The organism is Halomonas sp. AOP13-D3-9 (genome assembly GCF_052379125.1).
Lineage (GTDB): Bacteria > Pseudomonadota > Gammaproteobacteria > Pseudomonadales > Halomonadaceae > Vreelandella.
In genome coordinates this window covers 1-26,962 of sequence record NZ_JBQSYH010000020.1, presented here as the reverse complement: position 1 = coordinate 26,962, position 26,962 = coordinate 1, and the positions used below count along the sequence as shown (strand labels likewise).

At 54.9% G+C, this 26,962-nt stretch carries 18 protein-coding genes; 11 read left to right on the top strand and 7 right to left on the bottom strand.

The window, feature by feature from the left end:
- Positions 1–275: 275 nt before the first annotated feature.
- Together ACT3UM_RS19855 and ACT3UM_RS19850 are read left to right on the top strand one after the other, a co-directional pair.
- Entirely contained in the window at positions 276–1,487 is a 1,212-nt protein-coding gene (locus tag ACT3UM_RS19855; RefSeq protein ID WP_498901730.1) for a YeeE/YedE family protein, read from the top strand.
- A 192-nt stretch (positions 1,488–1,679) separates the two neighbouring features.
- Positions 1,680–3,359, top strand: a complete 1,680-nt coding sequence (locus ACT3UM_RS19850) for an NAD-dependent malic enzyme (protein WP_035580410.1) — start codon at positions 1,680–1,682, stop codon at positions 3,357–3,359.
- A gap of 64 nt (positions 3,360–3,423) precedes the next feature.
- Here ACT3UM_RS19850 and acnA read toward each other — a convergent pair whose 3' ends face one another.
- Positions 3,424–6,156: an aconitate hydratase AcnA gene (gene acnA / locus ACT3UM_RS19845; protein WP_498901727.1), complete on the bottom strand. Its 2,733-nt coding sequence runs from the start codon at positions 6,154–6,156 to the stop codon at positions 3,424–3,426.
- Positions 6,157–6,427: 271 nt separating this feature from the next.
- Between acnA and trxB the strand changes: the two genes are divergently transcribed.
- On the top strand, positions 6,428–7,381 hold the full coding sequence (trxB, locus tag ACT3UM_RS19840) for a thioredoxin-disulfide reductase (protein ID WP_498901725.1): 954 nt from the start codon (positions 6,428–6,430) through the stop codon (positions 7,379–7,381).
- A 45-nt stretch (positions 7,382–7,426) separates the two neighbouring features.
- On the opposite strand, the gene ACT3UM_RS19835 is transcribed toward trxB, so the two are convergent.
- Positions 7,427–7,963: a GspH/FimT family pseudopilin gene (locus ACT3UM_RS19835; RefSeq protein WP_498901723.1), complete on the bottom strand. Its 537-nt coding sequence runs from the start codon at positions 7,961–7,963 to the stop codon at positions 7,427–7,429.
- 134 nt (positions 7,964–8,097) lie between these two features.
- Between ACT3UM_RS19835 and thiO the strand changes: the two genes are divergently transcribed.
- Positions 8,098–9,201 (top strand): glycine oxidase ThiO, encoded by a 1,104-nt coding sequence (thiO, locus tag ACT3UM_RS19830; protein ID WP_498901721.1) that lies wholly within the window; start codon positions 8,098–8,100, stop codon positions 9,199–9,201.
- A 13-nt stretch (positions 9,202–9,214) separates the two neighbouring features.
- On the opposite strand, the gene ACT3UM_RS19825 is transcribed toward thiO, so the two are convergent.
- The gene (locus ACT3UM_RS19825) at positions 9,215–9,487 is read right to left on the bottom strand and encodes a PP0621 family protein (RefSeq protein WP_498901719.1); all 273 of its coding nucleotides are present in this window, start codon (positions 9,485–9,487) and stop codon (positions 9,215–9,217) included.
- Between the two features lie 143 nt (positions 9,488–9,630).
- Between ACT3UM_RS19825 and ACT3UM_RS19820 the strand changes: the two genes are divergently transcribed.
- Positions 9,631–11,265 carry an NAD+ synthase gene (locus tag ACT3UM_RS19820; RefSeq protein WP_498901717.1) on the top strand — a complete coding sequence of 545 codons (1,635 nt, stop codon included), beginning with the start codon at positions 9,631–9,633 and terminating at the stop codon, positions 11,263–11,265.
- 66 nt (positions 11,266–11,331) lie between these two features.
- Here ACT3UM_RS19820 and ACT3UM_RS19815 read toward each other — a convergent pair whose 3' ends face one another.
- From ACT3UM_RS19815 to ACT3UM_RS19805, 3 genes are all read right to left on the bottom strand, one after another.
- Positions 11,332–13,488 carry a putative bifunctional diguanylate cyclase/phosphodiesterase gene (locus ACT3UM_RS19815; RefSeq protein WP_498901715.1) on the bottom strand — a complete coding sequence of 719 codons (2,157 nt, stop codon included), beginning with the start codon at positions 13,486–13,488 and terminating at the stop codon, positions 11,332–11,334.
- Between the two features lie 94 nt (positions 13,489–13,582).
- Positions 13,583–15,292 carry a methyl-accepting chemotaxis protein gene (locus ACT3UM_RS19810; protein WP_498901713.1) on the bottom strand — a complete coding sequence of 570 codons (1,710 nt, stop codon included), beginning with the start codon at positions 15,290–15,292 and terminating at the stop codon, positions 13,583–13,585.
- 229 nt (positions 15,293–15,521) lie between these two features.
- Positions 15,522–16,337, bottom strand: a complete 816-nt coding sequence (locus ACT3UM_RS19805) for an outer membrane protein assembly factor BamD (protein WP_498901712.1) — start codon at positions 16,335–16,337, stop codon at positions 15,522–15,524.
- 214 nt (positions 16,338–16,551) lie between these two features.
- On the opposite strand from ACT3UM_RS19805, the gene rluD reads away from it, so the two are divergent.
- From rluD to clpB, 3 genes are all read left to right on the top strand, one after another.
- Positions 16,552–17,511, top strand: coding sequence for a 23S rRNA pseudouridine(1911/1915/1917) synthase RluD (rluD, locus tag ACT3UM_RS19800; RefSeq protein ID WP_498901710.1), 960 nt, complete (start codon positions 16,552–16,554; stop codon positions 17,509–17,511).
- On the top strand, positions 17,508–18,263 hold the full coding sequence (gene pgeF, locus ACT3UM_RS19795; RefSeq protein ID WP_498901708.1) for a peptidoglycan editing factor PgeF: 756 nt from the start codon (positions 17,508–17,510) through the stop codon (positions 18,261–18,263). The genes rluD and pgeF overlap by 4 nt, the downstream gene beginning before the upstream one ends.
- 167 nt (positions 18,264–18,430) lie before the next feature.
- Complete coding sequence (clpB, locus tag ACT3UM_RS19790) at positions 18,431–21,028, top strand: ATP-dependent chaperone ClpB (RefSeq protein ID WP_498901706.1); 2,598 nt, start codon at positions 18,431–18,433, stop codon at positions 21,026–21,028.
- Positions 21,029–21,117: 89 nt separating this feature from the next.
- On the opposite strand, the gene ACT3UM_RS19785 is transcribed toward clpB, so the two are convergent.
- A complete protein-coding gene (locus ACT3UM_RS19785) occupies positions 21,118–22,497 on the bottom strand; it encodes a sugar porter family MFS transporter (RefSeq protein WP_498901704.1) in 1,380 nt (459 codons plus the stop codon).
- A 679-nt stretch (positions 22,498–23,176) separates the two neighbouring features.
- On the opposite strand from ACT3UM_RS19785, the gene ACT3UM_RS19780 reads away from it, so the two are divergent.
- The 3 genes from ACT3UM_RS19780 to pssA all read left to right on the top strand — a co-directional run bounded on the left by ACT3UM_RS19780 (position 23,177) and on the right by pssA (position 26,574).
- Positions 23,177–24,901: an acetolactate synthase 3 large subunit gene (locus ACT3UM_RS19780; protein WP_498901702.1), complete on the top strand. Its 1,725-nt coding sequence runs from the start codon at positions 23,177–23,179 to the stop codon at positions 24,899–24,901.
- On the top strand, positions 24,901–25,392 hold the full coding sequence (ilvN, locus tag ACT3UM_RS19775) for an acetolactate synthase small subunit (protein ID WP_035580370.1): 492 nt from the start codon (positions 24,901–24,903) through the stop codon (positions 25,390–25,392). The genes ACT3UM_RS19780 and ilvN overlap by 1 nt, the downstream gene beginning before the upstream one ends.
- Positions 25,393–25,593: 201 nt before the next feature.
- On the top strand, positions 25,594–26,574 hold the full coding sequence (gene pssA / locus ACT3UM_RS19770) for a CDP-diacylglycerol--serine O-phosphatidyltransferase (RefSeq protein ID WP_498901699.1): 981 nt from the start codon (positions 25,594–25,596) through the stop codon (positions 26,572–26,574).
- Positions 26,575–26,962: the final 388 nt, after the last annotated feature.

Sequence of the window (26,962 nt, the reverse complement as noted above, 5' to 3'; positions counted from 1 at the left end):
GTCAGGATATGTGTATGTGGTTTATTCAATCCAGGCGGGCTATAGCGTCCAAATACCCTGAAGCATGTGAACGCATGCACCAACGGCTAAACAGCAGGCTCATTCCACGAGTACGTTCCTGTGAAAGCTAGCGAATATTCCATAAAGCTATAAGCACCTTTCAATAAAGAATTTTCCGCGCTCTACAGCTATCGTTAGGCTTATAACTATTGTCCATGTCTTCCAAAAGCGCCTGTTTGCTAACAGGCGCTTTTGGTGCTGCTAAAGGTGAATGTATGTCTACAATGACGGTTGCTGCGCCGCAGAGCTATCGCGTGCCGCTGATCGCCACGGCGGCGATTGTGTTAGGCGCGTTGCTGGTGGGCGTGGTGTTTGACGCCAATATTGGCCTGCTGATGATTGTCGGTGGGCTGTTTGGTATGGCGCTTTATCACGCGGCATTTGGCTTTACCTCGGCGTGGCGAGTATTTATTACCGAGCGGCGCGGGCGCGGCCTGCGCGCCCAGATGGTCATGCTGGCGATTGCCGTGGTGCTATTTTTCCCTGCCTTGGGGGCAGGCACCTTGTTTGGTAACGAGGTGTCGGGCTTTGTGGCGCCGATTGGTATCTCCGTGCTGGTGGGGGCATTCCTGTTCGGTGTGGGCATGCAGTTGGGCGGCGGCTGTGCCTCGGGCACGCTGTTTACCGCAGGCGGCGGTAACGCTCGTATGTTGATTACGCTGGTGTTCTTTATTGTCGGCTCGGTGATTGGCTCCGCACATTTTGCCTGGTGGCAGAGCTTGCCCGCTTTTCAGCCGGTATCACTGGTCAACGTCGCTGGGGTAAGCGGGGGCGTGGCCATTAGCTTGGTGCTGTTTGCGGCTATTGCGGCGTTTACCTGGGTGATGGAGAAGCGTCGCCACGGTCAGTTAGAGCAGGCGCCTAACGTCGATAAACAGGGTTATGAGCGTTGGCTGACAGGGCCTTGGCCGTTAGTGGCGGGCGCGGTGGCGTTGGCGCTGCTGAACTTTGCTACTTTGGCGCTGGCAGGACGCCCTTGGGGGATTACCTCGGCGTTTGCGCTTTGGGGTGCTAAAGGCTTTGAACTGGTGGGCGGCGATGTCAGCCAGTGGGGCTATTGGCAGTCTCCGGGCAATGCCGCGGCCCTTGAGGCCAGCGTATGGAGCGATATTACCACGGTGATGAACGTGGGCATTATGCTGGGCGCGCTGGCTGCGGCCAGCTTGGCGGGGCGCTTTGCACCTAACTTCAAAATTCCGTTGAAATCTATCTTAGCCGCGATCATTGGCGGCCTCCTGCTGGGCTACGGGGCGCGCTTAGCATATGGCTGCAATATTGGCGCTTACTTCAGCGGTATTGCGTCTGGCAGCCTGCACGGTTGGGTATGGCTGGTGGCGGCATTTGCGGGCAACATGTTTGGCGTTAAGCTGCGGCCGTTCTTCTTCGCTGGTGTGGAGGGGCGTAAACCCACCGCTAAAACGAGCTAAGGCATTGCTAGATCGCTAATTTAATAGCGGCATCACGCCTCGGTTTAGGTTTCCTAAACCGAGGCGTTTTTTTATCAACATGGCCTCTCTCTTCCACCTTTGTCGCAGGAGCATGTTACATTACGCTCAAACGCCGCAAACGCCCGATGTTGCTGCATTGCAGCAGTGATTGACATAAAAAAGAGAGTGCTTATGACTACCCAGAGTAGACGCCCCCTATACCTTCCTTACGCCGGTCCTTCTTTGCTCGAAATGCCGCTATTGAACAAAGGCAGCGCGTTTACTCAGCAGGAGCGCTTGGCGTTTAACCTGATTGGTTTACTGCCACAAAAGGTGGAAACCATCGAAGATCAGCTGGAGCGGGTCTATCGCCAGTACCAGCAATGCCATAGTGATCTTGAAAAGCATATTCACCTGCGTGCCATTCAAGATGACAACGAAACGCTCTATTTCCGCTTGGTCTCCCAGCATCTAGAAGAGATGCTGCCGATTATTTACACCCCGACGGTGGGGCAGGCGTGTCAGGAATTCTCCAATATTTATCGTAACCACCGCGGCCTGTTTATTAGTTACCCTGACCGCGAACATATGGATGACATTCTGCGCAGCGCCACCAAAGATAACGTCAAAGTGATCGTAGTGACGGACGGTGAGCGTATTCTCGGCCTGGGCGACCAGGGCATCGGTGGCATGGGTATACCTATTGGAAAACTGGCGCTGTATACCGCCTGTGGCGGTATTAGCCCCGCCTATACGCTGCCGATCATGATTGATGTGGGCACCAACAACAAAGCGCTGCTGGATGACCCCATGTACATGGGCTGGCGCCACGAGCGGGTAGGGCAAGAAGAGTACGATGCTTTCATGGCGGAATTTATTGCTGCTGTGAAGCGTCGCTGGCCTAACGTACTGCTGCAGTTTGAGGATTTTGCCCAGGCCAATGCGGTACCGCTGCTAGAGCGCTATCGCAACGAGCTGTGCTGCTTCAACGATGACGTTCAGGGAACCGCTTCTGTGGTAGTGGGTACGCTAATGGCGGCTTGCCAGGCCCGGGAAGAAACCATTGCCCAGCAGCGTGTGGTGTTTGTGGGCGGCGGCTCGGCGGGTTGTGGAATCGCCGAGCAGGTGGTCGTCGCGATGGAAGCCGAAGGCTTGACCGAGAGCGAGGCACGGGCGCGCATTTTCGTTGTTGACCGCGATGGCTTGATGACCAGCGATCAAGAGTGGCAGCGTGACTTCCAGCGCCGTTTAGCCCACGACCCTTCGCTAGTGGCGGAGTGGAATGGCCAGGGGCTGGAAGAGACGATTGCTCAGATCAAACCAACAGTGCTGATCGGTGTTTGCGGCCAGCGCGGTATCTTCACCGAGCAGGTGGTGCGCACCATGCATGCGGGCTGTGAACATCCGGTCATTATGCCGCTGTCTAATCCTACCTCCCAAGCAGAGGCGGTGCCGGAGGATGTTATCCGCTGGACCGACGGGCAGGCGTTAGTGGCCACCGGCAGTCCCTTCGCGCCGGTGGTTTACAATGGCCGCACTTACCCGATTGCCCAGTGCAACAACGCCTATATTTTCCCAGGTATCGGTTTGGGCGTGATTGCTGCCAGTGCCAACCGAGTCACCGACGAGATGCTAATGAGCGCCTCGCGGGCGCTGGCCCGTGAAGCGCCGCTGGTGAAAGAGGGCAAGGGTGCATTGCTGCCACCGTTGTCGCGTATTCGCGATATCAGCAAGTCGATTGCTTTTGAAGTGGCGGCGCAGGCGCAGCAGAATGGTGTGGCGTTAAAAACCAGCGGTACGACGTTGCGCGAGCTGATCGAAAAAGCGTCCTGGTCGCCGGATTACCGTACCTACCGTCGTCGCGCTTTTTAAGCATTCGGATAAAAAAAGCCCCCACCGAAGTGGGGGCACGCAAGCATTGGTAGGTTTTTACCCTTTAGGCTGCGCCGATCATCTTGCGCAGCACGTAGTGAAGGATACCACCGTGACGGTAGTAAGCCAGCTCGTTTACCGTATCAATTCGGCACTTGGCATCAACGCTACGTTCCCCATCGGCATTTTTGATCACGATTTTGACCGTGCCACCCGGCGTCAGGTCGCTTAATCCGGCAATCGAAATCTCTTCATCGCCGGTTAATCCCAGCGTTTGACGGCTTTCGCCTTCGGCAAACTGCAGCGGTACAACGCCCATGCCGATCAGGTTAGAGCGGTGAATGCGCTCAAAGGATTCGGCAATCACGGCACGAACGCCCAGCAAGCGGGTACCTTTGGCCGCCCAATCACGCGAGGAGCCGGTGCCGTACTCTTTACCGGCGATCACGACCAGCGGTTTGCCTTCCTCTTTGTACTTCATAGCCGCATCGTAAATGGCCATCTGCTCACCGCTGGGTACGTGGCGTGTTTCACCACCTACTACACCATCGAGCATTTCGTTTTTGATCCGCACGTTGGCGAAGGTGCCGCGCATCATGACTTCATGGTTACCCCGGCGCGAGCCGTAGGAGTTGAAGTCGACCGGCTTAACGCCGTGCTCTTGCAGATAGCGCCCGGCGGGGCTGTCGGGTTTAATGGCACCCGCAGGGGAGATATGGTCGGTGGTCACCGAGTCGCCTAGCATGGCGAGTACCCGGGCACTGTGCACATCTTCGATGGCATCCGGCTCGCGGCCCATGCCTTCAAAGAAGGGCGGATGCTGAATGTAGGTGGATTCCGGCCACTGGTAGACTTTGCTTTCTGACACGTCGATTGCTTTCCAGACGTCATCACCCTCAAACACTGCGCCGTACTCTTTACGGAACATGGCGGTGTTGACCTGCTCAACGGCACTGGCAATCTCGGCTTGGCTGGGCCAGATATCTTTTAGGTAGACGGGTTCGCCGTTACTGCCTTCGCCAATTGGCTCCTTGGTTAGGTCGCGTTGAACGTTACCGGCCAGGGCGTAAGCCACCACCAGGGGCGGTGATGCGAGCCAGTTGGTTTTCACCAGTGGGTGAACACGGCCTTCGAAGTTACGGTTACCGGAAAGCACCGAGGCGACGGCAAGATCGCCATCGTTCACCGCTTTCTCAATCTCATCCGGCAGTGGGCCAGAGTTGCCGATACAGGTGGTGCAGCCGTAACCGACAAGGTTAAAGCCTAGGGCATCCAAGTCGTCGTTTAACCCAGCGGCGGCAAGATAGTCGGTGACTACTTTGGAGCCAGGAGCCAGGGATGTCTTCACCCAGGGTTGGGTGTTCAAGCCTTTTTCTCGAGCCTTGCGCGCCAACAAGCCTGCAGCCATCATCACGCTGGGGTTGGAGGTGTTGGTACAGGAGGTGATCGCCGCAATCACCACCGCGCCTGGGTCGAGGCTGAAGTCCTGATCATTAAGCTTAACGGCTTGGCTGGTGTCATGTGCAAAGCTACGTTTCGCTCCCACAGCGGTTTGGCCGCCTTCAGAAGAGAGCTTGCCCTTTGCTGTGGAGTCCGCGTTGGTATCTTCCTGCAGGAACTTATCAAAGGCCGCCGCCATGTCTTTCAGCGCCACGCGATCCTGCGGGCGTTTGGGGCCAGCCAGGCTGGCTTCTACCTCGGTCATGTCCAGTTGCAGCGCATCGGTAAAGATCGGCTCGTCGCTGGGTTCGCGCCACAGCCCTTGGGCTTTGCTATAGGCTTCCACCAGCGCGACTTGCTCATCTTCACGCCCGGTCAGGCGCATGTAGTTCAGGGTTTCTTCATCCACCGGGAAGAAGCCACAGGTAGCACCATACTCGGGGGCCATATTGGCAATAGTGGCGCGATCCGCCAGCGGCAGGTCTTTCAAGCCGTCGCCGTAGAACTCAACAAACTTACCCACTACGCCTTTTTTGCGCAGCATCTCGGTAACGGTGAGTACCAAGTCGGTGGCGGTAATCCCTTCGCGTAGCTTGCCGGTCAGTTTAAAGCCAATCACTTCAGGGATCAGCATTGAGACCGGCTGCCCGAGCATGGCCGCTTCAGCTTCGATGCCGCCCACGCCCCAGCCTAATACGCCCAGGCCGTTGATCATGGTGGTGTGTGAGTCGGTGCCGACGAGGGTGTCGGGGTAAGCGAAGGTTTTGCCGTCTTCGTCCTTGATCCACACCGTTCTGCCCAGGTACTCCAGATTGACCTGATGGCAGATACCGGTACCGGGGGGCACAACGCTGAAGTTATCAAACGCCTGCTGGCCCCAGCGCAGAAACTCGTAGCGCTCGCGGTTGCGCTGCATTTCAATATCGACGTTCTCTTGAAACGCTGCCGGGTTGCCGAACTTATCGACCATTACCGAGTGGTCAATCACCAGATCGACGGGGGAGAGCGGATTGATCTTTGCCGGGTCTTCGCCCAGGCTTTCTACCGCAGCGCGCATGGAAGCGAGATCCACCACGCCAGGCACGCCGGTGAAGTCCTGCATCAATACCCGCGCTGGGCGATAGCCGATTTCACGGCTGGATTTGCCCTCGGTCTGCCAGTCGACCAAGGCCTGCATGTCTTTTTGATCTACGCTTTCGTCGTCGGCGAAGCGCAGCTGGTTTTCGAGTAGAATCTTGAGCGTTTTGGGTAGCCGGTCAATATTGCCGAGTGTCTCGGCCGCTTGGGGCAGGCTGTAGTAGTGATACGTTTTACTGCCAACCTCTAGGGTGCTCAGCGTATCGGGTGTCTTGCTCATGCCATTCTCCTCTTATTGCTGGATACTTAGTGACTTAACATTCACTAGGCGCGACGGTCACGGTCTTCCTTTCTAGTATGGCTTACCATAGTAAGAATACATGCGTCTTTGCACAGCCGCTTTCAAGGTTTCTTCGCCTAATAGCGTAGACGAAACCTTGCAATAGCTTGTACTTGGCACCATTTCAGGCAGACTCTGTGGCTAATTTTTTATAAAGCTATTTACACAGCTATCGACAAAGCTATCAGTCAAATCTTTACAAGGTGGTGTCATGGAAACTCGTCATGAGCGTTTGATAATTCTTGGATCCGGCCCGGCAGGCTATACGGCTGCTGTCTACGCCGCACGGGCAAACCTAAAGCCGCTGCTGATTACCGGTATTCAGGCGGGTGGCCAACTGACCACCACAACCGATGTGGATAACTGGCCGGGTGATGCCCAAGGTGTACAAGGGCCGGAGTTAATGGAGCGCATGAAACAGCACGCCGAACGCTTTAATACCGAAGTGCTGTTTGATCATATCAACGAGGTTAGCCTAGGCGAAAAACCCTTTACCTTAAAGGGTGATGGCGGTGTTTATACCTGCGATGCCCTGATTGTGGCCACCGGGGCCAGCGCGCGTTACCTGGGCCTGCCCACCGAACAGCAGTTTATGGGTCAGGGGGTTTCGGCCTGCGCTACCTGCGATGGATTTTTCTACCGCAACCAGGAAGTCATTGTCGTGGGCGGCGGTAATACCGCTGTGGAAGAGGCGCTGTATCTGTCAAACATTGCGTCTAAAGTGACCTTGGTTCATCGCCGTGACACCCTGCGGGCGGAAAAAATCCTCCAAGATAAGCTGTTTGAGAAAGCAGAGGCAGGCAAAATCGCCCTTGAGTGGTTCCAGGAAGTTGAAGAAGTGCTCGGCGATAACTCGGGCGTGACAGGGATACGGGTTAAATCCACCCAGGATGGCTCAAGCAAAGAGATTCACGCGCCTGGGCTGTTTATTGCCATCGGCCACAGCCCCAATACGGGCATCTTTGAAGGCCAACTGGCAATGAACGGTGGCTATATCAAAGTGACTTCAGGCCTGGAAGGTAACGCGACGGCCACTAGCGTGCCGGGTGTATTTGCCTGCGGCGATGTGATGGATCACATTTATCGTCAAGCGATCACTTCAGCGGGCAGCGGCTGCATGGCGGCACTAGACGCTGAGCGCTATTTAGACGGTATTGCCGGGTAAAACCCGTTTGCCTAAACGCGGTGGACGAGGTGAAGCGCCTAATGATTAACAGTCGATAGGCGCTTCATCAATTCTCAGCCGCCCTAACTGGCTGAGCACCAGCTTTTTACCCTGCAAATCTTCAGCGCCGGTGACAGAGCAAATAGCAAAACTGCCGTTGTAACCGCTGGTGTAGCCTAACGGGCTGTAACGGATGCGCGACCAACCCCGGCTATAGGCCACTTGCGTGCCCTGTTGCCTGGGAACAATGCGCAGAATATCGTCTTCGGTGATGCTATCGGTTTTATCCCCTAGCACGATCATTAGCTCTCCACTCCAGTCATGGGTGCAAGCCCTGAGGTTCTCATTGGCTGGGCAAAGAGTGATCTGGCGGCGTTGGCTAATCGCCGTATTTCGCGCTAATGAAAACGCGCTTTGCAATCGATTTACGGCGCTACTCTGCGCCGTTCGCTGCCCCAAGGCTTGGAAGCTGGGTAGCCCCCAAGCGGCGATAATACCCACCAACAACAGCGTAATCAGTAGCTCAAGCAGTGTGAACCCGCTTTCAGGTGTGGTGTGCGTCTTGATGTGGCAACCGTTCATCGCCTCTCCTCACTTGACCTTGTTATCGCCCGCGCTATGCTCACTCTCCTTTACCAGTTGTGAGCACAGTGTCGTTAATAGGACATCCTAGGCGACGCCACGCTTTTTTTATGTAAGCCAAAACGGACAATGTTGTGAGAGATTTCTTAATTATTGGCGGCGGCGTAATCGGTATGATGACAGCGCTGCAGTTAGCCGATGCTGGTCAGCAAGTCACGTTGGTGGAGCGGGGTGAGTGCGGTAAAGAGGCCTCCTGGGCCGGTGGTGGTATCGTTTCGCCGCTCTATCCCTGGCGCTACGACGCCGCAATATCGCAGCTCTCCCGCTGGTCGGAAGGCGTGTACCCCTCGCTGGCGCTGCGCTTGTTGGAAGAGACCGGCATTGACCCTGAGTATCGTCAAAAAGGGCTGCTTTACCTAAATGTGGACGATGCCGACAAAGCGCTGCGCTGGGCACGCCAACTGGGTAAACCGCTTGAAAGGGTAGCGGCAGACTTTGTCCACGCTAAAGAGGCCGGCGTGGCAATGGCGGGCGACAGCGCGCTGTGGATGCCGACGCTGGGCAGCGTGCGCAACCCGCGTTTAGCCAAAGCGTTGAAGGCGCGGTTAGCCGCGATGCCCCAGGTAACGCTGAAAGAGCAGTGTGAGGTCAGCGGTTTTATTCAAAAGGGTGGCCAGGTGGAAGGTGTGGCGACTTCCCAAGGGTCATTCAAAGCGGGACGTATCGTGGTGTGTGGCGGCGCCTGGGCCGCGCAGCTATTGTCCCAGCTGAATGTGCAACTGCCGGTAAGGCCTGTGAAAGGGCAGATGATTGCCTATCAAGCGCCTAAAGGTCTCGTTCAGCGCGTGGTGTTAAAAGATGGTCGCTATATTATTCCCCGCGCGGACGGCCTGCTGCTAGTTGGTTCTACGCTGGAGGAGGCGGGTTTTGATAAGAGCACCGATGAAGAGGCGCTGGCGTCTTTGCAGCAGAGCGCTGAAGCCATTCTACCTGCGTTGGCAACGTGCCCGGTTGCGTACCAATGGGCCGGGCTAAGGCCTGGATCCCCTGCGGGTATACCGTTTATTGGCGCGCTCCAGGAATGGCCGAATGTGTTCGTTAATGCCGGGCACTATCGCAACGGCTTGGTATTGGCGCCGGCTTCGACCCATTTGCTTGTGGATCAACTGCTGGGGCGCGAGCCACTGATTGACCCCGCGCCTTACCAGCCCACGCCAGAGCGGCTAATACAAGCTTAAGGCCAGTACAAGCTTAAGGGGTTCCGTTTTTATCCTGCTGCTCTTGCAGAAAACGGTCACGATGGGCGCCAGAGCAGAACCACTGTTCCTGGTCGCGCAGCGCTTCGTCTTCAGGAACGTGCACTTCACACCAGCGGCAGCGCACCATTTTGCCGCCCTCGTGGCGATTGACTTTTTTATGCTGCGCTTCATGCTCAAGCTTGCGTTGCCGGTAGATGCCGTAGAGTTTTAAACCGGCATAAAATATAACGGCGAAGATAATCAGCCGAATGATCAAGAGGTTCATCCTTTTGTGTCTCCCAAGGTGGGAATCTAGGTATTAGGCATTGGTAAAGGCTCGCAGCCTTTGCCAGTTGGCGGCCCTTGCGGGACAATACGGCTATGACGGTGTAACCCTATTTTAAAGATTCTCAAGAGATTTTGACGCCCATGCAAGACTTAACGCTGGTAATGGCCCAACTTGATCCTCTGGTCGGGGATATTCCCGGCAATGCCGCACGCGCGATTGAAGCAGTGCGCGAAGCGCGGATTGAGCATGGGGCGGATATTGTTGTCTTTCCTGAGCTTTTTTTGTCGGGCTACCCGCCGGAAGATTTGCTGCTGCGGCCCTCAATGGAAACCCGCCTGCGTGAAGCCCGCGCACAAATGGCTTCGAAAATTGCCCGCGATGTGCTGGTGATTATTGGCTACCCCGGTGTACGCGAAGGCCGCTGCTATAACTTGGCGGGCCTGCTCTACAATGGCCAGTGGGAGGCCGAGTACGCCAAGCAGGCGCTGCCAAACTATCAAGTGTTCGACGAGCAGCGCTACTTCACGCCGGGCACTGAAACGCTCGTCTATGAGCACAAAGGGGCCAAACTGGGTATTGTCATCTGCGAAGACCTGTGGGATGGCGTGCCGGTTAAAGCCGCCGCAGACGCGGGGGCTGAGATGCTCATCACTTTGCATGCGTCACCCTATCACCAGGACAAACCCGCGGAGCGGTTGCGCCTGCTGGAGAAGCACGCCCAGGACACGCACCTTCCCATTGTGTATGTGAATACCATCGGTGGCCAAGATGAGCTGGTGTTTGATGGTGGCTCCTGTTGCGTTAACGCCAGCGGTGAGCTGCAAGTGCTGGCGCCCTACTGGCAGGCGGGCCTAATGCCGATTCAGTTCCTGCAAACCAGCGCGACGGTGTGGGAACCCCAACCCGGCGAGATTGATCCCGAGGTAGAGCCGGAAGAGAGCCTCTACTGCGCGCTGGTGACTGGGCTACGTGATTACGTCAACAAGAGCGGTTTTGATGGCGTGGTGCTGGGGCTTTCTGGCGGCATCGACTCGGGGCTCTCACTGGCCATTGCGGTAGATGCACTGGGCCCACAGCGGGTGCAGGCGGTGATGATGCCCTACCACTACACCGCGGATATCTCTAAACAGGACGCTGCAGAGCAGGCCAACATGCTTGGCGTGCACTACGAGATCATGCCGATTGAGCCCATGGTCGAAGCCTTTATGGGCACGCTGGCAGAGAGCTTTGCGGGCACTGAGCGAGATACCACCGAAGAGAACCTGCAGTCGCGCTGTCGCGGCGTGCTGCTGATGGCGATCTCCAATAAAAAAGGCTTGATGGTGCTGACCACCGGTAACAAGAGCGAAATGGCGGTGGGCTATGCCACGCTGTATGGGGATATGGTGGGCGGTTTTAATGCCATTAAAGACGTCTATAAAACCTGGGTGTACCGCTTGGCTCGCTGGCGCAATACCCAATCTCCGGCGATCCCTGCGCGGGTCATCGAGCGCCCACCCAGCGCCGAGCTGGCGCCGGATCAGCAGGATAGCGACTCCTTGCCTGATTACGATACCCTCGACGCTATCCTATTAAGCTACATCGAAGGTGATATGAGCGCGGAAGCGATTATCGCCGCCGGCTTTGACGCTGAAGATGTCTATAAAGTGGTGAAGCTTGTCGACCGCTGCGAGTATAAACGTCGCCAGGCGCCCATTGGCGTGCGGGTCACTCCGCGAGGCTTTGGTCGCGACCGCCGCTATCCCATCGTCAATGGCTGGCAGCCGGGCGAGTAAGCCGGGCGCTTAAGTCGGGCATAGTACTTGGGAGCCGGTACTTGGGAACCGGTACTTGGCAGGCTGCTATGCCATTGCAGGAGGAGGGGCGAGGCATAAGCCTGCCATCTCCTCCGCCGCTACTGGCTTGCAAAAATAGTAGCCTTGGTAGGCATGACACTGGTGTTGGTTTAGGTAGCGCCAGTGCTCGCGGGTCTCCACGCCTTCGGCAATCACGTTAAGGTTTAGTGCCCGCCCCATGGCGATAATGGTCTGCACAATTGCCCTATCGTCGGTATCTTGATGAAGATCACGGACGAAGGATTGGTCAATCTTTATTTGATCAAGTGGCAGGCGTTTTAAATACTGCAATGATGAGTAGCCGGTGCCGAAGTCATCCATAGCAAAACTAATGCCCAGAGCTTTGAGCTGATGCATACGGGCAATGGTTTCTTCTATTTTGCCAATCACGCTGCTTTCGGTGAGTTCAAGTTTGAGCTTGTGGGGAGGGGCTCCGCTGGTTTCTAACGCATTAGAAACCTCTTCAACAAAATTTAGCTGTTGGAACTGCTTGGCGCTAACGTTAACGGCCAACAACAGTTCTTTTGTATGTTCAAACGCTTGCCAGGCTACGAGTTGTTTGCAGGCGGCATGAAGCACCCAGGTGCCTATCTGCACAATTAAGCCGGTTTCTTCGGCGAGTGGAATAAATACCCCCGGCGAAATACATCCACGCGTTGGATGCTCCCAGCGAATCAGTGCTTCAGCGCCAATCGGGCGGCCTGTATTGTCTACCTGCATTTGATAGACGAGTATAAACTCATCGCGACCAATCGCCAGGCGCAGATCGCGCTCAAGCTCGGCTCTTGCTTCTAGCTCTGCTTGAACAGCGGGGTCATAAAAGCGAATAGCGTTTGGCCCCGTTTTCTTAGCTAGGTGTACCGCTGCATTGGCATACTGGAAGAGATCGTCGACGCTTCTCTCAAGCGAGTTAAATAGCACCAATCCTTGGCTGAGGTTGAGGAAGCAGTGAGTGCCGTTCAGTGTGTAAGGCTGGGTAAGCAAGTGGCGTATCTGTTCGGCGAATAGCTCGGCTTTTTCGGCGGCCTCGAGTTGGTCGGTGGCTAATTCATCAATAATGATGCCAAACTCGTCGCCACTGATGCGACCAATCGAGCAACCATTGTGGTGAATCGAACTTAAGCGTTTAGCGATATTTTGCAAAATGGTGTCGCCAGCATTGTGGCCACTGCCGTCGTTGATGCGCTTAAAGTCATCCACATCGATATAGATAAGCGCACCGTATACGCCGGATTGATGGCTGATTTCCAACGAATGCTGTAAGTGCTCTTTCATCAACCGCCAGTTGGGTAGCTTCGTTAGCGTATCGTAATAGGCAAGTCGGTGAATCTTCTGCTCGGCTTCACGGCGCTGCTGCTCAGCCTCCCTAAGCGTGACCAGCGCGGTGGCGATGCGTTTCAAGGGGCCACTATGTTTTTGTCTCAGTTGCTCAATCGCGTGGAAGTTCGGCAGCGGCTCTTGGCGCTTAGAGAGCGCTAAAATGGCATCGCCCACCACCATCAATCGTTTATTGATGCGCCAGGAGGCAAAAAATGCCGCGCTAATAAGCACACCCATCATGGCAATGCCTAGCCATATGGTGGTGTGGTGTGAGCGAGTAAGCGCATCAAATGAAAGGTTATGGCGCTCTTTGGCACGTAGTGTTAAGGCTTCAAATATTTGCTGGGAAAACAGCGTAAAGGTGTTGAAGTGGGTTTGCGCTTCTGTCATGAACCGGGCGGGGTCGCCCAGCTCTCGCGCTGCCGACTCATTGGCCATACTGACAAAACGTTGATATTGCCGGAATGCACGCTGAAGGACGGTGGCGCTGTCTTGGCTTAAATCGATAAGCAGGGGGGAAGTCGCCAGGTTGTCCACGCGTTGGCCGATCTGGGTGAGTTCTTGGGCAATCTCACTGTAGGCTGCATAGCGTTGCGTAGTACTGAGCTCTGTTTCTTCAGTATCGATCAATAAGTTGGTGATACGTCGATGCAATTCGCTAAGCTGGCGGTCAAAGGTCGCCATTTGAACTAAAGTGTCTAAGTCGTTGGACTGTAAGAGGTTGCTTTGTACTGACTGCTCTTCCAGCACCTTCATGGCGATTGACAGCAGTAGTAGGGCAGGCAATACCACCATTAAGATGGGTAACAAAAAAACCATCAACAGGCTTTGGGTGGATTTCATCGTAACCTCGGAGGGCAATAAATAACGGCCCCTAATCATTAGGAGCCGCTTCTTTCTAAACTATTTTACCTTATCGGCCAAAATAGTTATTAGTTTAGAAGTTTTCCCACTCAGGCTCTGACTGCTGACGTTTCGCGGCAGGCAGTGTGGGCCTGTTCGAGGCAGTAGCGCGTGCAGGTGTCGGTGCCAATGCAGCACGCGACGGCATTGCGTTTTGTTGGCTATTCGGCAACTTGAAGACCTCCATAACGTTGAGCAGCGAGTGAGCGTTTTTGCGCAAGTTGTTGGCAGCCGTGGCGCTTTCATGGACCAGGGAAGCGTTCTGCTGGGTGACTTGATCCATCTCGGTCACCGCTCGACCCACTTCCTGCACACCGGTGCTCTGTTCGGCGCTGGCGTGGCTAATCTCCTGCATAATGCTGGTCACCCGCTCGATAGCCGCGACGATCTGTTCGGTCGATTTACTGGCTTCTTCGGCACGCTCGTTGCCATGGGTGACCCGTTCCAGGTTGCTAGAGATAAGGTTGTTGATCTCTTTTGCGGCATCGGCACTGCGCTGGGCAAGTTTACGCACTTCTTCTGCGACCACCGCAAAGCCACGGCCATGCTCCCCAGCCCGGGCAGCTTCGACCGAGGCATTAAGTGCCAGAATGTTGGTTTGAAAGGCAATTGCATCAATAGTAGAAATAATACCGGCAATTTCCTGTGAACTCTTATTAAGATCGTTCATGGTGGCAACGACCTGACTGACCGCTTCGCCACCCTGTTTGGCCGTGTTAGAGGCGCTGGAGGCCTCTTTGCTAGCCTGCTCGGAGTTATCTGCGTTGAGCTTGACGGTACTGTTAAGCTGCTCCATGGCAGAGGCGGTCTCGGCTAGCGCGCTGGCCTGCTGCTCAGTCCGTGAAGAGAGGTCGTTATTGCCTTCAGCAATTTGCTCACTGTTGCTGGCTACCGCCTCTGCAGAGGCGCGCACCTGGGTCACAATGGTTTGTAGCTGATGCGCCATGGCAACCTGCGACGCCATAATGCTGCGGGTATCACCCTTCTTGAGCTGCCCCTGGCTGGTTAACTCGCCCCGGCCAATCGCTTCCGCAAAGGCTTTGACTTCGTAGGGTTCGGCGCCTAATTCACGTAGCAGCTGGCGAGATAAAAACACCGCGATCAAGCCACCGATCAGTAACGCAAAGAGTGTTAGCCCCAACATCTGCATTTGAAAGCCGGAGGCGGTGTCGCGGGCGGTCGCTGTGGTGGCGTCGTTTAACTGTTGTTGAAGGCTGATAAACTGGTTAATTCGGTTAAGCCATTCGGCATATGCAGGGCCTGCTTGTTCGAGCAGTAAAGTCTCTGCATCGGCAAATTGATCTGCTTGGCGGGCGGCAATAACTTGCTGTGTCAATTCGAGGGTTGTAGCGGCTTGGGCATCGATACTGGCCAGAATAGTTTGCTCTTCCTGGCCACTAGGATACTCGCTAGTTACTTGGTGCTCGCCTTCAGACGCCGTCTCGTAATCGTTACTGAGGCTCTCAATCTCACCGAGCAATGCATCAAATTTGCTATCGTCTTGGACAAGTACTATGTCGCGCAGGGCAATCGCGCGATCATGCACGCTGCCGCGCATGTCCACGGCGAACCCAAGTTTGGTGCCGTTAACATCATTGATGGTGGTTAAATCCCGGTCAATTTGATTGACTTGATAAATACCTACGGCGGTTAACAGAACCAGCAGCCCAAGGAGGGCAGCAAATCCGAGCGTTAAGCGCGTGCTAATTCTGGTGTTGCTGGAACGTGCTTTAAAAAACGACATTGATTGCTCCCTGAGGTGCCGTTAAGGCACTTTATTGTGCAAGACGAACAAATTATATATCGTTGTACAGTTGTTGTATAGAAAACATTGTTTATTCTACGGCTACTGGTTTTTCTTATGTTGTTTTTATAAATCAATTGGTTGGGTTTTTTGAATAAAAAAACCACGCCGAAGCGTGGTCAGATAAGTAGATGCTGTACAACTTTTAGTGGTTGAGTACCGTCAAGTTTTAATCATTTTGGCCTAAGTGCTTGGGAACAAAACGACTGCCCTGCAACTGCTCATGATCGGGCGCGTTCTCACGCAGCACCGCAAGAACTTCGTTGGCGCGGTCATCCATGTCGAGGCCTTGATAACCTTCCACCATGGTGGCTAGGGCATCCCGGGTAGCGTTGGATTCGGGGTAGTTTTCGATCACCCAGCGGCCACGTTCAACGGCTGCTAAGTAAGCGCCACGGCGTAGGTAATAATCGGCAACATGGAGCTCATGGCGGGCCATTAGCTCACGCAGGTAGACGATGCGTTGCTGGGCGTCAGCGGCGTATTCACTCTGTGGATAACGCTGAATCAGCTCTCGGAAGTCATTATAAGCATCCCGTGAAGCACCAATATCACGCTTTGAAATATCAATCAGGCGCAGCCGCTCTAGGCTGAAGCGGCCAGCCTGCCATGCGGAAAGGCCGCGCAGGTAGTAGGCATAGTCCACTTGCGGGTGGTCAGGATGAAGGCGAATAAAGCGGCTGGCAGCCGCTCGAGCTTCTTCCCAATTACTGTTTTCATAGTAGGCATAGATCAACTCAAGCTGCGCCTGCTCAGCATGTGCACCAAACGGATAGCGCGTATCAAGCGCTTCCAAGCGCTCTATCGCAATTGGGTAGCGGTTACTGTCTAGCGCCGTACGGGCCAACTCATAGAGCTCACGCTCCTGCACCCCTGCAAATTCATCTTCCTCTTCTTCATTGGTGTCATTACTCGCACAGCCCGCTAAAAGGGCAAGGCTTAGGGCTAGAACGCCAAAGCGGTTGGCAGCTGAAAAAACGCGCATCATCATCCTCGTTGCTAACAAGCCTCAATCACCAAAAAGCGGCGATGGCCATAAGTAGAAATGGTAGAATAGGTCGCAGTCCGCCCACTATAAAACACCTCGGCTTAAAACGCAGGCTTAGCGACGTTTCGTCGGGTGTCGTAAACGCTTATTTTTCCAAGCGGGGGCTGATTTTTCGCCTTGCTGGGGTTTTTGCGTCTTAAAGAGGTTTTTCATGTCTCGAACAGTTGAAGACACGCACCGCGTGCCCGCTACGTTAGCCGGTGCGCGATTAGACCAAGCGGCGGCGGAGTTGTTCAGCGATTACTCCCGCGAGCGCTTAAAAGCGTGGATTAACGCCGGTGAATTAACCGTTGATGGCGCTCACGCCAAGCCGAAAGCCAAGCTGCATGGCCATGAAGTGCTAGCGCTGCAGGCCACCATCGAAGACGATACGCGCTTTGAGGCGCAAGATATTGCCTTGGATATCGTCTATGAAGATGAGACGTTGATGGTGATCAACAAAGCGGCGGGAATGGTCGTGCATCCTGCTGCAGGCAACCCTGATGGCACCCTGTTAAATGCTTTGCTGCACCATCACCCGGCGATTGCTGAAGTGCCCCGTGCCGGTATTGTGCACCGCTTGGATAAAGACACCACCGGCTTGATGATGGTAGCCAAAACGCTGCCTGCGCAAACCGCGCTGGTCGAGCAGATGCAGGCGCGCAGCGTGTCACGCCAATATGATGCAGTGGTGATTGGTAAACCTGTATCGGGCAGTACCATTGACGCGCCTATTGGCCGTCATCCTAAAGATCGTAAGCGTCAGGCGGTAACCGCATCGGGCAAACCCGCGATTACCCATTTTCGCGTGGTTGAGCGCTTTCGTGCTCATACCCACGTGCGCTGCAAGTTGGAAACGGGGCGCACCCATCAAATCCGCGTGCATATGGCCCATGCCCGTTATCCCTTAATTGGTGACCCCATGTACGGCGGTCGCGCCAAGCTGCCGCCGGGTGCTGCGGAGCCGTTGAAGGAGATCCTGCGTGAGTTTCCCCGTCAGGCGCTGCACGCGCGTAAATTAATTTTCAAGCACCCGGTCAGTGGCGAAACATTAACCTTTCAGGCAGACCTCCCCGATGATTTGTTAATGTTGTTGGATTACCTGCGCGAAGATAATGAGACGATGCGATGAGCGATGCCATTAATTTACGGCCGACGCTTTTAGTGCCGGACTGGCCTGCACCGACTAACGTACGCGCCTTTGTGACGACCCGGGAATCAGGGCCTAGCCAGGGTGATTTTGCCGCTTTTAATACCGCCTTACATGTGGGCGATAATGCTGATCATGTGGCGCTTTGCCGTCGTTTGCTGCAAAAGGAAATAGGCGACGAGCGACCTCTGCTGTGGCTGAACCAGACCCATGGCGCCCGCGTGCAACAGGTTTATCAGTCCGAGGCTGCCGACGCGGACGCGGCCATTGCCACGTCCAGTGAGTATGCCTGTGTAGTGTTAACAGCCGATTGCCTGCCGGTGATGTTCTGCAATCGCGCGGGTACCCAGGTGGCGGTGGCCCATGCTGGTTGGCGCGGTCTGGCGGGCGGTGTGCTTGAGGCGACCATTGCCGCCATGAATACGGATCCCGACGATATTTTGGTGTGGTTAGGGCCTGCGATCTCTAACGCCCAGTTTGAAGTGGGGCCGGAAGTCTACGGCGCCTTTGTTGCCGTTCATCCAGATACCGCTGACGCCTTTGACCATAGCCCTTACCGTCTGGGTCATTACATGGCCGATTTATACCGTCTGGCGCGCTTTCGCTTAGAGGCGCTAGGCGTCAATCACATTAGCGGCGGCCACTTCTGCACCGCCTGCGAGTCGCGTTTCTACTCCTACCGTCGCGATGGTGGTAAGACAGGACGTATGGCCAGCGTGATCTGGATCAATTAACGTTAATAAAAGCTTCCTTTAAGCCAGCGGTTTACGCCGCCACCTCTTGAAAAGCGTCGAACTGACGCCATTTAACTTGTCAAGCTAAGAGTGATTTAGCACGTCTAATGACACGTTATCGGGTCACGCGGTGCGTCCAAACGCACGGCTACCCCAGGAGGAATTCCATGCGTTTTGATAAATTTACCGCCAAGCTCCAGAGCGCGATTGCCGAAGCGCAGTCGCTGGCCGTGGGCCGCGGCCATAATCAGCTAGACCCAGCGCATTTGCTGCTAGCCCTGCTCGACACCAAAGACACCGGTATTAAAGCCCTGATTGAAAAAGCCGAGGGCAGCCCCTCGCGCCTGCGCGATGGGTTGGTACAGCAGTTGGATAACTTGCCCAAGGTGGGGCAGTTCGATGGCGAAGTGCAGCCATCGCGGGATTTCATCAAGCTTTTCAACTTAACCGATCGCGAAGCGCAGAAGCGCGGTGACCAGTTTATTGCCAGTGAGCTTGTACTACTGGCAGCGCTGGAAATGAATTCGGCGATTACCAAACTGCTGAAAGACTCAGGGATTAACCGCAAATCCCTTGAGGCCGCTATTAATAGTCTACGCGGCGGCGCCACGGTGGATGATGCCAACGCCGAAGACCAGCGTGAAGCGCTCAATAAATACACCATGGATCTGACCCAGCGCGCGCTGGACGGCAAACTCGACCCGGTGATTGGCCGCGATGATGAAATTCGCCGTACGATTCAAGTGCTGCAGCGGCGTACTAAAAATAATCCGGTACTTATCGGCGAGCCGGGCGTGGGTAAAACCGCCATTGTCGAAGGCTTGGCCCAGCGCATCGTCAACGGTGAAGTGCCGGAAGGCTTAAAAGATAAACGCGTGCTTTCGCTGGATATGGGCTCGCTGCTCGCCGGCGCGAAATTTCGTGGTGAGTTTGAAGAGCGCCTAAAAGCCGTGCTCAAAGAGCTCTCCCAGGAAGAGGGGCGGGTGATCCTGTTTATCGATGAGCTGCACACCATGGTCGGCGCGGGCAAAGCCGAAGGCGCCATGGATGCGGGCAATATGCTCAAGCCTGCCCTGGCGCGCGGCGAGCTGCACTGCGTCGGGGCGACTACCCTGGATGAGTACCGCAAGTACATCGAGAAAGATGCCGCGCTGGAGCGCCGCTTCCAGAAGGTGTTGGTGGATGAGCCTTCCGAAGAGGACACCGTGGCCATTCTGCGCGGCCTGAAAGAGCGCTATGAAGTTCACCACGGCGTGGATATTACCGACTCCGCTATTATTGCCGCGGCCAAGCTCTCGACACGCTATATCACCGATCGTCAGTTGCCTGACAAAGCCATCGATCTCATCGATGAGGCCGCCTCGCGGATTCGTATGGAACTGGACTCCAAACCAGAGTCGATGGATCGTCTTGATCGCCGCTTGATCCAACTCAAAATGGAGCGGGAAGCGCTTAAGAAAGAGACCGATGAAGCGACTAAAAAACGCCTGGAAGCACTTAATAATCAAATACACGAGTTAGAGCGCGAATACGCCGACTTGGATGAAATCTGGAAAGCCGAGAAAGCCAGTATTCAGGGGGCTGCGCAGTTTAAGGCCGAGCTTGAGCAGGCGCGCATTGACCTGGAACAGGCCCGCCGTCAGGGCGACTTGGGCCGTATGTCGGAAATTCAGTACGGCAAGATTCCAGAGCTCGAGAAGAGAATTGCTGAAAGCGGCGAGGGGGAAGCGGATACCTCCAGCCACCAGCTGCTACGCTCCAATGTCACTGAAGAGGAGATCGCCGAGGTGGTTTCCCGCTGGACGGGCATTCCGGTATCCAAAATGCTGGAAGGCGAGCGCGATAAGTTGCTGCGTATGGAAGAGGCGCTGCATCAGCGGGTGATTGGGCAGGATGAAGCCGTCGAGGCGGTCGCTAACGCGGTGCGTCGCTCTCGGGCAGGGCTTTCCGATCCCAACCGGCCTAACGGCTCGTTTCTGTTCCTCGGCCCCACCGGGGTGGGTAAAACCGAGCTATGTAAGTCGCTGGCCAACTTCCTGTTCGATACCGAAGAGGCGATGGTACGTATCGATATGTCGGAGTTTATGGAGAAGCACTCCGTGGCTCGCCTGATTGGTGCACCTCCCGGCTACGTCGGCTATGAAGAGGGTGGCTACTTAACCGAGGCCGTCCGCCGCAAGCCTTATTCGGTGCTGCTGCTGGATGAGGTGGAAAAAGCCCACCCGGATGTTTTCAATATTCTGCTGCAGGTATTAGAGGATGGCCGCTTAACGGACGGTCAGGGGCGCACGGTGGACTTCCGCAATACCGTGATCGTGATGACCTCTAATATGGGCTCGGACATTATCCAGCGCATGGGCGGCGACGTTAGTGCTGATAAAGACAGCGACTATGAGGCGATGAAAAACATGGTCATGGAGGTGGTGGGTAACCACTTCCGGCCTGAGCTGATCAACCGTATCGATGAAGTGGTGGTGTTCCACGCCCTGGGCCAAGAGCAGATTCAGGCGATTGCCGGTATTCAGCTTGAGCGCTTAAAAGTGCGCCTCGCCGAACACGACCTGAAGCTTGAGGTGAGTCCTGAAGCGATGGCGCAATTGGCAGTCGTTGGCTTCGACCCGGTATATGGTGCGCGACCACTTAAGCGGGCCATTCAAAGCCGTATCGAGAACCCGTTGGCGCAGGATCTGCTGGGAGGCAAATTCTCCCCAGGTGATACCATTCATATCAACGCGGAAGACGGCAAGCTGGTGTTTAGCTCGTAATTGAGCTGCCACTTCGGCTAATTGAGTAGATAAAAAGCCTCGCTAGCTTTGCTGGCGAGGCTTTTTTTGGCTTCTCTTGGGGGAGGTTATCAGACTTTAACTCGGGCCCCTGATAGATGAACCCTACGTAGTTTAACGTCGTTACCTACCAAATGTTTTTGCAGTTCTTCAAGAGAAACATTGCGCGTTTCCGGCATCAGGATCAGCACGAATACTAATTGCAGCAACATCATGATGGCGAAGAAGGCGAACACCGGGCCACCACTAAAAGTGCCCAGCACCCAAGGCATGACCAGGGTAATCAAAGCTGCGAAGACCCAGTGGATTGAGCTGCCAAAGGATTGACCGCGAGCACGCACATGGTTGGGGAACACCTCTGCAATGAAGACCCAGATCACCGCCCCCTGACTGATAGCGTGGGCAGCAATAAACAGGGCCAGTAGCAGCGGTACCTCGATACCGCCCAGGGAATCGGTGAAGAAGGCACGTGAGATTAGAACTAATGACAACAGGTACCCTGCTGAACCGATGAACAGGAGTGTGCGCCGTCCGAACCGGTCGATCAGCGACATCCCTATCATGGTGAAGACCAGATTGACTAAACCAATGCCCGCGGTGGAGAGCAGTGCCGCTTGGCTGCCGAGCTGAGCGGCCTCAAGCACGCGTGGCGCGTAGTAGATGATGAAGTTGATGCCCGATAACTGATTGAAGAAGGCGATCAGAAAGGCAAGTAGGATCGGCAGCCGATAGCGGCGAGAGAAGAAGCGTGCATTAGCAGAGCGCTCTTCGTTCTCGGCGGCTCGCATGGTGGCAATTTCCGCATCAACATCCACGTCTGGGTCGATCAACCGCAGCACGCGACTTGCTTCTTCGACGTCATTGCGTTTGAGGATGAGCCAGCGTGGGCTGCGAGGGACACGGGTAATCATCAGAGTGTAAATCAGAGCCGGAACGGCCTCGATACCCAGCATCCAGCGCCAGGCGATATCTCCCTCTATCATACTGCCGATGACATAGTTGGAAACGAACGCCATAAGGATACCGAAGACGATATTGAACTGGTACATGGCCACCAGTACACCACGATGTCGAGGTGGAGCTATCTCGGAAATATAAATCGGGGCGGCGACTGAAGAGACGCCCACACCAATGCCACCGATAAGGCGGAAGAGGGCGAAGACCCAGGGGTCGGTGACCACAGCGGATCCTATCGCCGATATCAAGTACAGAACACCAATCAACAGCAGAGTCATGCGTCGACCAAGGTGATCGGTGGGCCAGTTACCGAAGACTGCGCCAAGTACAGTGCCCCATAAAGCCATCGACATGATCAACAGACCATGCTGCAGATCACTGAGGCCCCATAGAGCTTGAATGGGCTTGTCGGCCCCAGAAATTACTGCCGTATCAAAGCCGAACAGGAAGCCGGCTAGTGCCACAGTAACGGACCATTGCACAATGCGTGACATGAGCTTTTCCTCGCGCTACTTGTTGTTGTGGTAGGTCAGTTATCTGACCGTTCGTTAATGGGTGACTCGATTCACCTAATGAGTGCTAACCATCTCGAAGTAGGCTGAATTTAGAAAGCCTATGAGAAGCAAATAAATGCTGGCGATGTTTCCTCGGAGGTGCACTTCGAGACACAGTGCTGTAAGTGACAGAAATGAAATTTAGATGAATCGTGTCACCTAAAATATTACACAACCGCACAGACGATATGCGAATTTCTCGGCTTAGACATTGGTCTCGTGCGCCGGGAATCGTATTTGGATGACCGCAACTCTGAGCCGAAAAAGGGCTCATGGGCGCATTCAGCGAGTAATGGCGGTTGACAGGGCGGGGCTGCTAATGGAATCTTGTCGGTTCCTGATTTGCGGGCGCGGACTCAACGGGCAACCCCTAATTACCGCGTGAAGGGTAGGCGAAAGCCTCTACCCGCCGAAGGACTTCCGGGCTTGGGCTAACCGCCCAACCTGGCCAACGCCCCGACACGGCGAACTGCTGTGATAAGAGTGCAGGCCCTAACCGGGCCTCCTGCCAGGGTTTGGCATCAGGTGTCGGCAAGGGCCGACAGCGGCATACCGCCGCACTCGACACCGTGCCCAGTTGGGTACGGATCGCACTCGAGACCTTCAGGGGAGAAATACAGTGGAACTGCTTTCCGGCGCAGATATGATCGCCCGCTTCTTGCAAGATGAGGGCATCGAATACATTTATGGTTACCCCGGCGGTGCAGCGCTGCATATTTACGATGCACTCTTCCGCCAGGACAAGGTGAAGCACATTTTGGTGCGTCACGAGCAAGCGGCGACTCACGCAGCGGATGGCTATGCTCGCGCCTCGGGCAAAGCCGGCTGCGTACTGGTCACCTCAGGCCCCGGTGCCACCAACGCCGTTACCGGTATTGCCACCGCCTACATGGACTCGATTCCCATGGTAGTGCTGTGTGGCCAGGTGGCTAGCCACCTGATCGGTGAAGATGCCTTCCAGGAAACCGACATCGTCGGTGTGACGCGCCCGATTGTGAAGCATAGCTTCTCGATTCGTCACCCGTCGGAAATTCCGGAAGTGCTCAAAAAGGCCTTCTACTTGGCGTCTACCGGTCGGCCAGGCCCGGTGGTCGTGGATATCCCAAAAGATATGACTGCCCCCACCGAGCGCTATGAGTACGTCTACCCGAAAAAGGTCAAGATGCGCTCGTACAACCCGGTCACGCGTGGTCACACGGGGCAGATCAAAAAAGCCGTCGAGATGATGCTCAAAGCCAAGCGTCCGGTGTTTTATACCGGCGGCGGTGTAGTAACGGGCAAAGCCAGCGAAGGCCTGACCGACCTGGTCAAGCAGTTGGGCTACCCGATCACCACCACGCTGATGGGCATTGGTGCGTATCCACAAAGTGACCGGCAGTGCTTGGGCTGGCTGGGCATGCACGGCTCGTATGAATCCAATATGGCCATGCACCACGCCGACCTGATTATTGCCATTGGGGCGCGCTTTGACGACCGTGTAACCAACAGCACTTCGAAGTTCTGCCCGACAGCTAAAATCATCCATGTGGACGTCGACCCAAGCTCGATCTCTAAAACGGTGCGTGCCGATGTACCGATTGTTGGCCCGGCCTCCAGCGTTATCAATGAGATGATCAGCTTGGTGCAGGGGCACAAAATTGCCCATCCTGAAGCACTCACCGAGTGGTGGGAGAAGATAGATGGCTGGCGCGCCGACCGAGAGGGCAAGCTATACGAGCCTTCCAAGGCGGGTGAGGCGCTTAAGCCGCAGGAAGTGATCGAAGAGCTTTGTCGGGTAACCCGAGGCGAAGCCTACGTGACCACCGATGTTGGCCAGCATCAGATGTTTGCCGCTCAGTATTACAAGTTTGATAAGCCCAACCGACTGATTACCTCAGGTGGTTTGGGCACCATGGGCTTTGGCTTCCCCGCCGCCATGGGTATCAAGCAGAGCTACCCGGATGATGACGTGGTGTGTGTCACCGGTGAAGGCAGCTTCCAGATGATGATGCAGGAGCTCTCCACCTGTAAGCAGTACGGGGTGGGCGTTAAGATCGTCAATCTTAACAATGCGTCGCTGGGCATGGTGCGTCAGTGGCAGGACTTGAACTATAAATCGCGTCACGCCCACTCCTATATGGAGTCGCTGCCGGACTTTCATATGCTGATTGAGGCGTATGGATTTACCGCGATTACCGTCAATACCCTTGACGAGTTGGAGCCTGCGCTAGAGCGTGCCTTTGCTGATAAGCATGAGCTGGTGTTCCTTGACGTGAAGGTCGACCCTTTTGAGCACGTCTATCCGATGCAGGTGCCGTTAGGTGCCATGCGTGACATGCTGCTGTCTAAAACGGAGCGTACCTGATGCGTCATATCATCTCGATTCTGTTAGAAAATGAACCGGGTGCGCTGTCACGTGTAGTCGGGCTGTTCTCTCAGCGCAACTTCAACATTGAAACGCTTAACGTAGCGCCGACAGAAGATCCGTCGCTTTCGCGCTTAACGGTCACCACCGTGGGCGATGACCGGGTCATCGAGCAGATCACCAAGCATCTCAATAAGCTGATTGATGTGGTCAAGCTGGTGGATCTCACCGAGGGCAACCATATCGAGCGTGAACTGATGCTGGTGAAAGTGAAAGCGCTAGGTGCGGCCCGCGATGAGGTGAAGCGCACCGTGGATATCTTCCGTGCTCAGATCGTCGATGTATCGCCGAGCCTGTACACCGTGCAGATTACTGGCGATGCGGGCAAGCTGGATGCCTTCCTGCAGGCCATGGCGCCAGTGGGTATTCTAGAGGTCGCCCGTACCGGGGTCTCGGGTATTGCTCGGGGTGATAAGGTGTTATCGCTCTAAGTGCCCGTAGTGCAACACTTTAAATGAAGTGAAAGCGCCGCTTCCATGGTTTGCATGGAGGCGGCGCTTTTTATGGATGGCTGTATGGTCGTTCGCTTTTACGCTTATGTTTGCCTATACCTAGGTGCAATTGGCTGGCTGGGCAGCACTCACCGTGTAGAATGAAAGCGATCACTGTTCCCGTGACTTCACTTTTAATGGATGAAACCTATGACACAGGACGCTCGCTATCAAGAGCATGCTAGCTCGGATCAGCCAAACTCAAGCCCAGGTCAGGAGGGCTCTTCACAGCCAGGTTCTGCTCAGCCAGACAGTACTCAATCAGGTAGTGTTCAGCCTAATGGTGCTCAGTCAAACAATGCCGATCAGTCAGATAGTTCTGATCAGTCAGAAGTAGGCGGTAATGAGGACTTGGCGGCGGCCTTCTTACGTGAGACGGAAGTGGTCGAGGAGACTGTAGAGGACGGCAAAAAGATTCGTCGTCGGGGTATCTATTTATTGCCTAACTTATTTACCACTTCGGCACTTTTTGCCGGGTTCTTTGCGGTGGTGGCTGGTATTAATGGTGAGTTCACCTCGGCGGCAGTTGCCATCTTTATTGCCATGGTACTGGATGGCTTGGATGGTCGTGTCGCACGAATGACTAATACGCAAAGCGAGTTTGGCGCTGAGTACGACAGCTTGGCCGATATGATTTCATTCGGTATGGCACCGGCACTAGTCGCCTTTACTTGGATTCTGCAGGACATTGGTAAGACCGGCTGGGTAGTGGCTTTTCTCTATGTAGCCTGCGCAGCGCTTCGCCTTGCGCGCTTCAATGTTCAAATTGGCAGTGTCGACAAAAAATGGTTTATCGGACTGCCAAGTCCCTCCGCCGCAGCGTTAGTAGCGGCCAGTGTGTGGACTTTTCATAGCTTTGATGCTGACGCCTTTGGTTTCAAACTACTGATGTTGGTAGTGGTTGCAGCGGCAGGCGTGCTAATGGTGAGCAATATCCGCTACTACAGCTTCAAAGATCTCGACTTTAAGAAGCCGGTACCCTTTGTTGTGCTGCTGGCCATCGTTCTGGCTTTCGTTATGATCTCGGTTGAACCTTCGGTAATGTTGTTATTGCTGTTTGGTGCCTACGTGGCTTCAGGCCCTGTATTAGCCGTTATGCGTAAGGCCAAAACTAGCAGCTAGCACTTTTCTACCCCCTTTTTGATAGTTATTTCACAACAGCCCTTGCCAACCCGGCCGTGAAACCGTAAAGTACGCATCCGCTGCCGGGGACGCCAAGCGTTACCAGCGGTGAATGAAGTGTAAAAAGCTTCGGTTTGTCAGGAAGTTAGAGCAGATTCACCGCTCGCTTCATTCGCTGGAAACAGCGGTTGACAAACACCAGGAAATGCGTAGAATACGCCTTCCTCGCTGAGGCAAGCCAAGTCAACGGCAAGCCGGTTACTTTCACAGTAACCAAACAGCGAAACCGCTCTTTAACAATTTGATCAGGTAATTCATGTGGGCGCTTGCTGATGTTGGTGACAAATCACCCAATATCAAGGCAAGCGGTCATGACAATGTAAATTGA

Excerpts from the sequence above, each read along its gene's own strand:
- ACT3UM_RS19855 (WP_498901730.1), top strand. The coding sequence starts at position 276 with ATGTCTACAATGACGGTTGCTGCGCCGCAGAGCTATCGCGTGCCGCTG.
- ACT3UM_RS19850 (WP_035580410.1), top strand. The coding sequence starts at position 1,680 with ATGACTACCCAGAGTAGACGCCCCCTATACCTTCCTTACGCCGGTCCT.
- acnA (WP_498901727.1), bottom strand. The coding sequence starts at position 6,156 with ATGAGCAAGACACCCGATACGCTGAGCACCCTAGAGGTTGGCAGTAAA.
- trxB (WP_498901725.1), top strand. The coding sequence starts at position 6,428 with ATGGAAACTCGTCATGAGCGTTTGATAATTCTTGGATCCGGCCCGGCA.
- ACT3UM_RS19835 (WP_498901723.1), bottom strand. The coding sequence starts at position 7,963 with ATGAACGGTTGCCACATCAAGACGCACACCACACCTGAAAGCGGGTTC.
- ACT3UM_RS19825 (WP_498901719.1), bottom strand. The coding sequence starts at position 9,487 with ATGAACCTCTTGATCATTCGGCTGATTATCTTCGCCGTTATATTTTAT.
- ACT3UM_RS19820 (WP_498901717.1), top strand. The coding sequence starts at position 9,631 with ATGCAAGACTTAACGCTGGTAATGGCCCAACTTGATCCTCTGGTCGGG.
- ACT3UM_RS19815 (WP_498901715.1), bottom strand. The coding sequence starts at position 13,488 with ATGAAATCCACCCAAAGCCTGTTGATGGTTTTTTTGTTACCCATCTTA.
- ACT3UM_RS19810 (WP_498901713.1), bottom strand. The coding sequence starts at position 15,292 with ATGTCGTTTTTTAAAGCACGTTCCAGCAACACCAGAATTAGCACGCGC.
- ACT3UM_RS19805 (WP_498901712.1), bottom strand. The coding sequence starts at position 16,337 with ATGCGCGTTTTTTCAGCTGCCAACCGCTTTGGCGTTCTAGCCCTAAGC.
- rluD (WP_498901710.1), top strand. The coding sequence starts at position 16,552 with ATGTCTCGAACAGTTGAAGACACGCACCGCGTGCCCGCTACGTTAGCC.
- pgeF (WP_498901708.1), top strand. The coding sequence starts at position 17,508 with ATGAGCGATGCCATTAATTTACGGCCGACGCTTTTAGTGCCGGACTGG.
- clpB (WP_498901706.1), top strand. The coding sequence starts at position 18,431 with ATGCGTTTTGATAAATTTACCGCCAAGCTCCAGAGCGCGATTGCCGAA.
- ACT3UM_RS19785 (WP_498901704.1), bottom strand. The coding sequence starts at position 22,497 with ATGTCACGCATTGTGCAATGGTCCGTTACTGTGGCACTAGCCGGCTTC.
- ilvN (WP_035580370.1), top strand. The coding sequence starts at position 24,901 with ATGCGTCATATCATCTCGATTCTGTTAGAAAATGAACCGGGTGCGCTG.
- pssA (WP_498901699.1), top strand. The coding sequence starts at position 25,594 with ATGAAACCTATGACACAGGACGCTCGCTATCAAGAGCATGCTAGCTCG.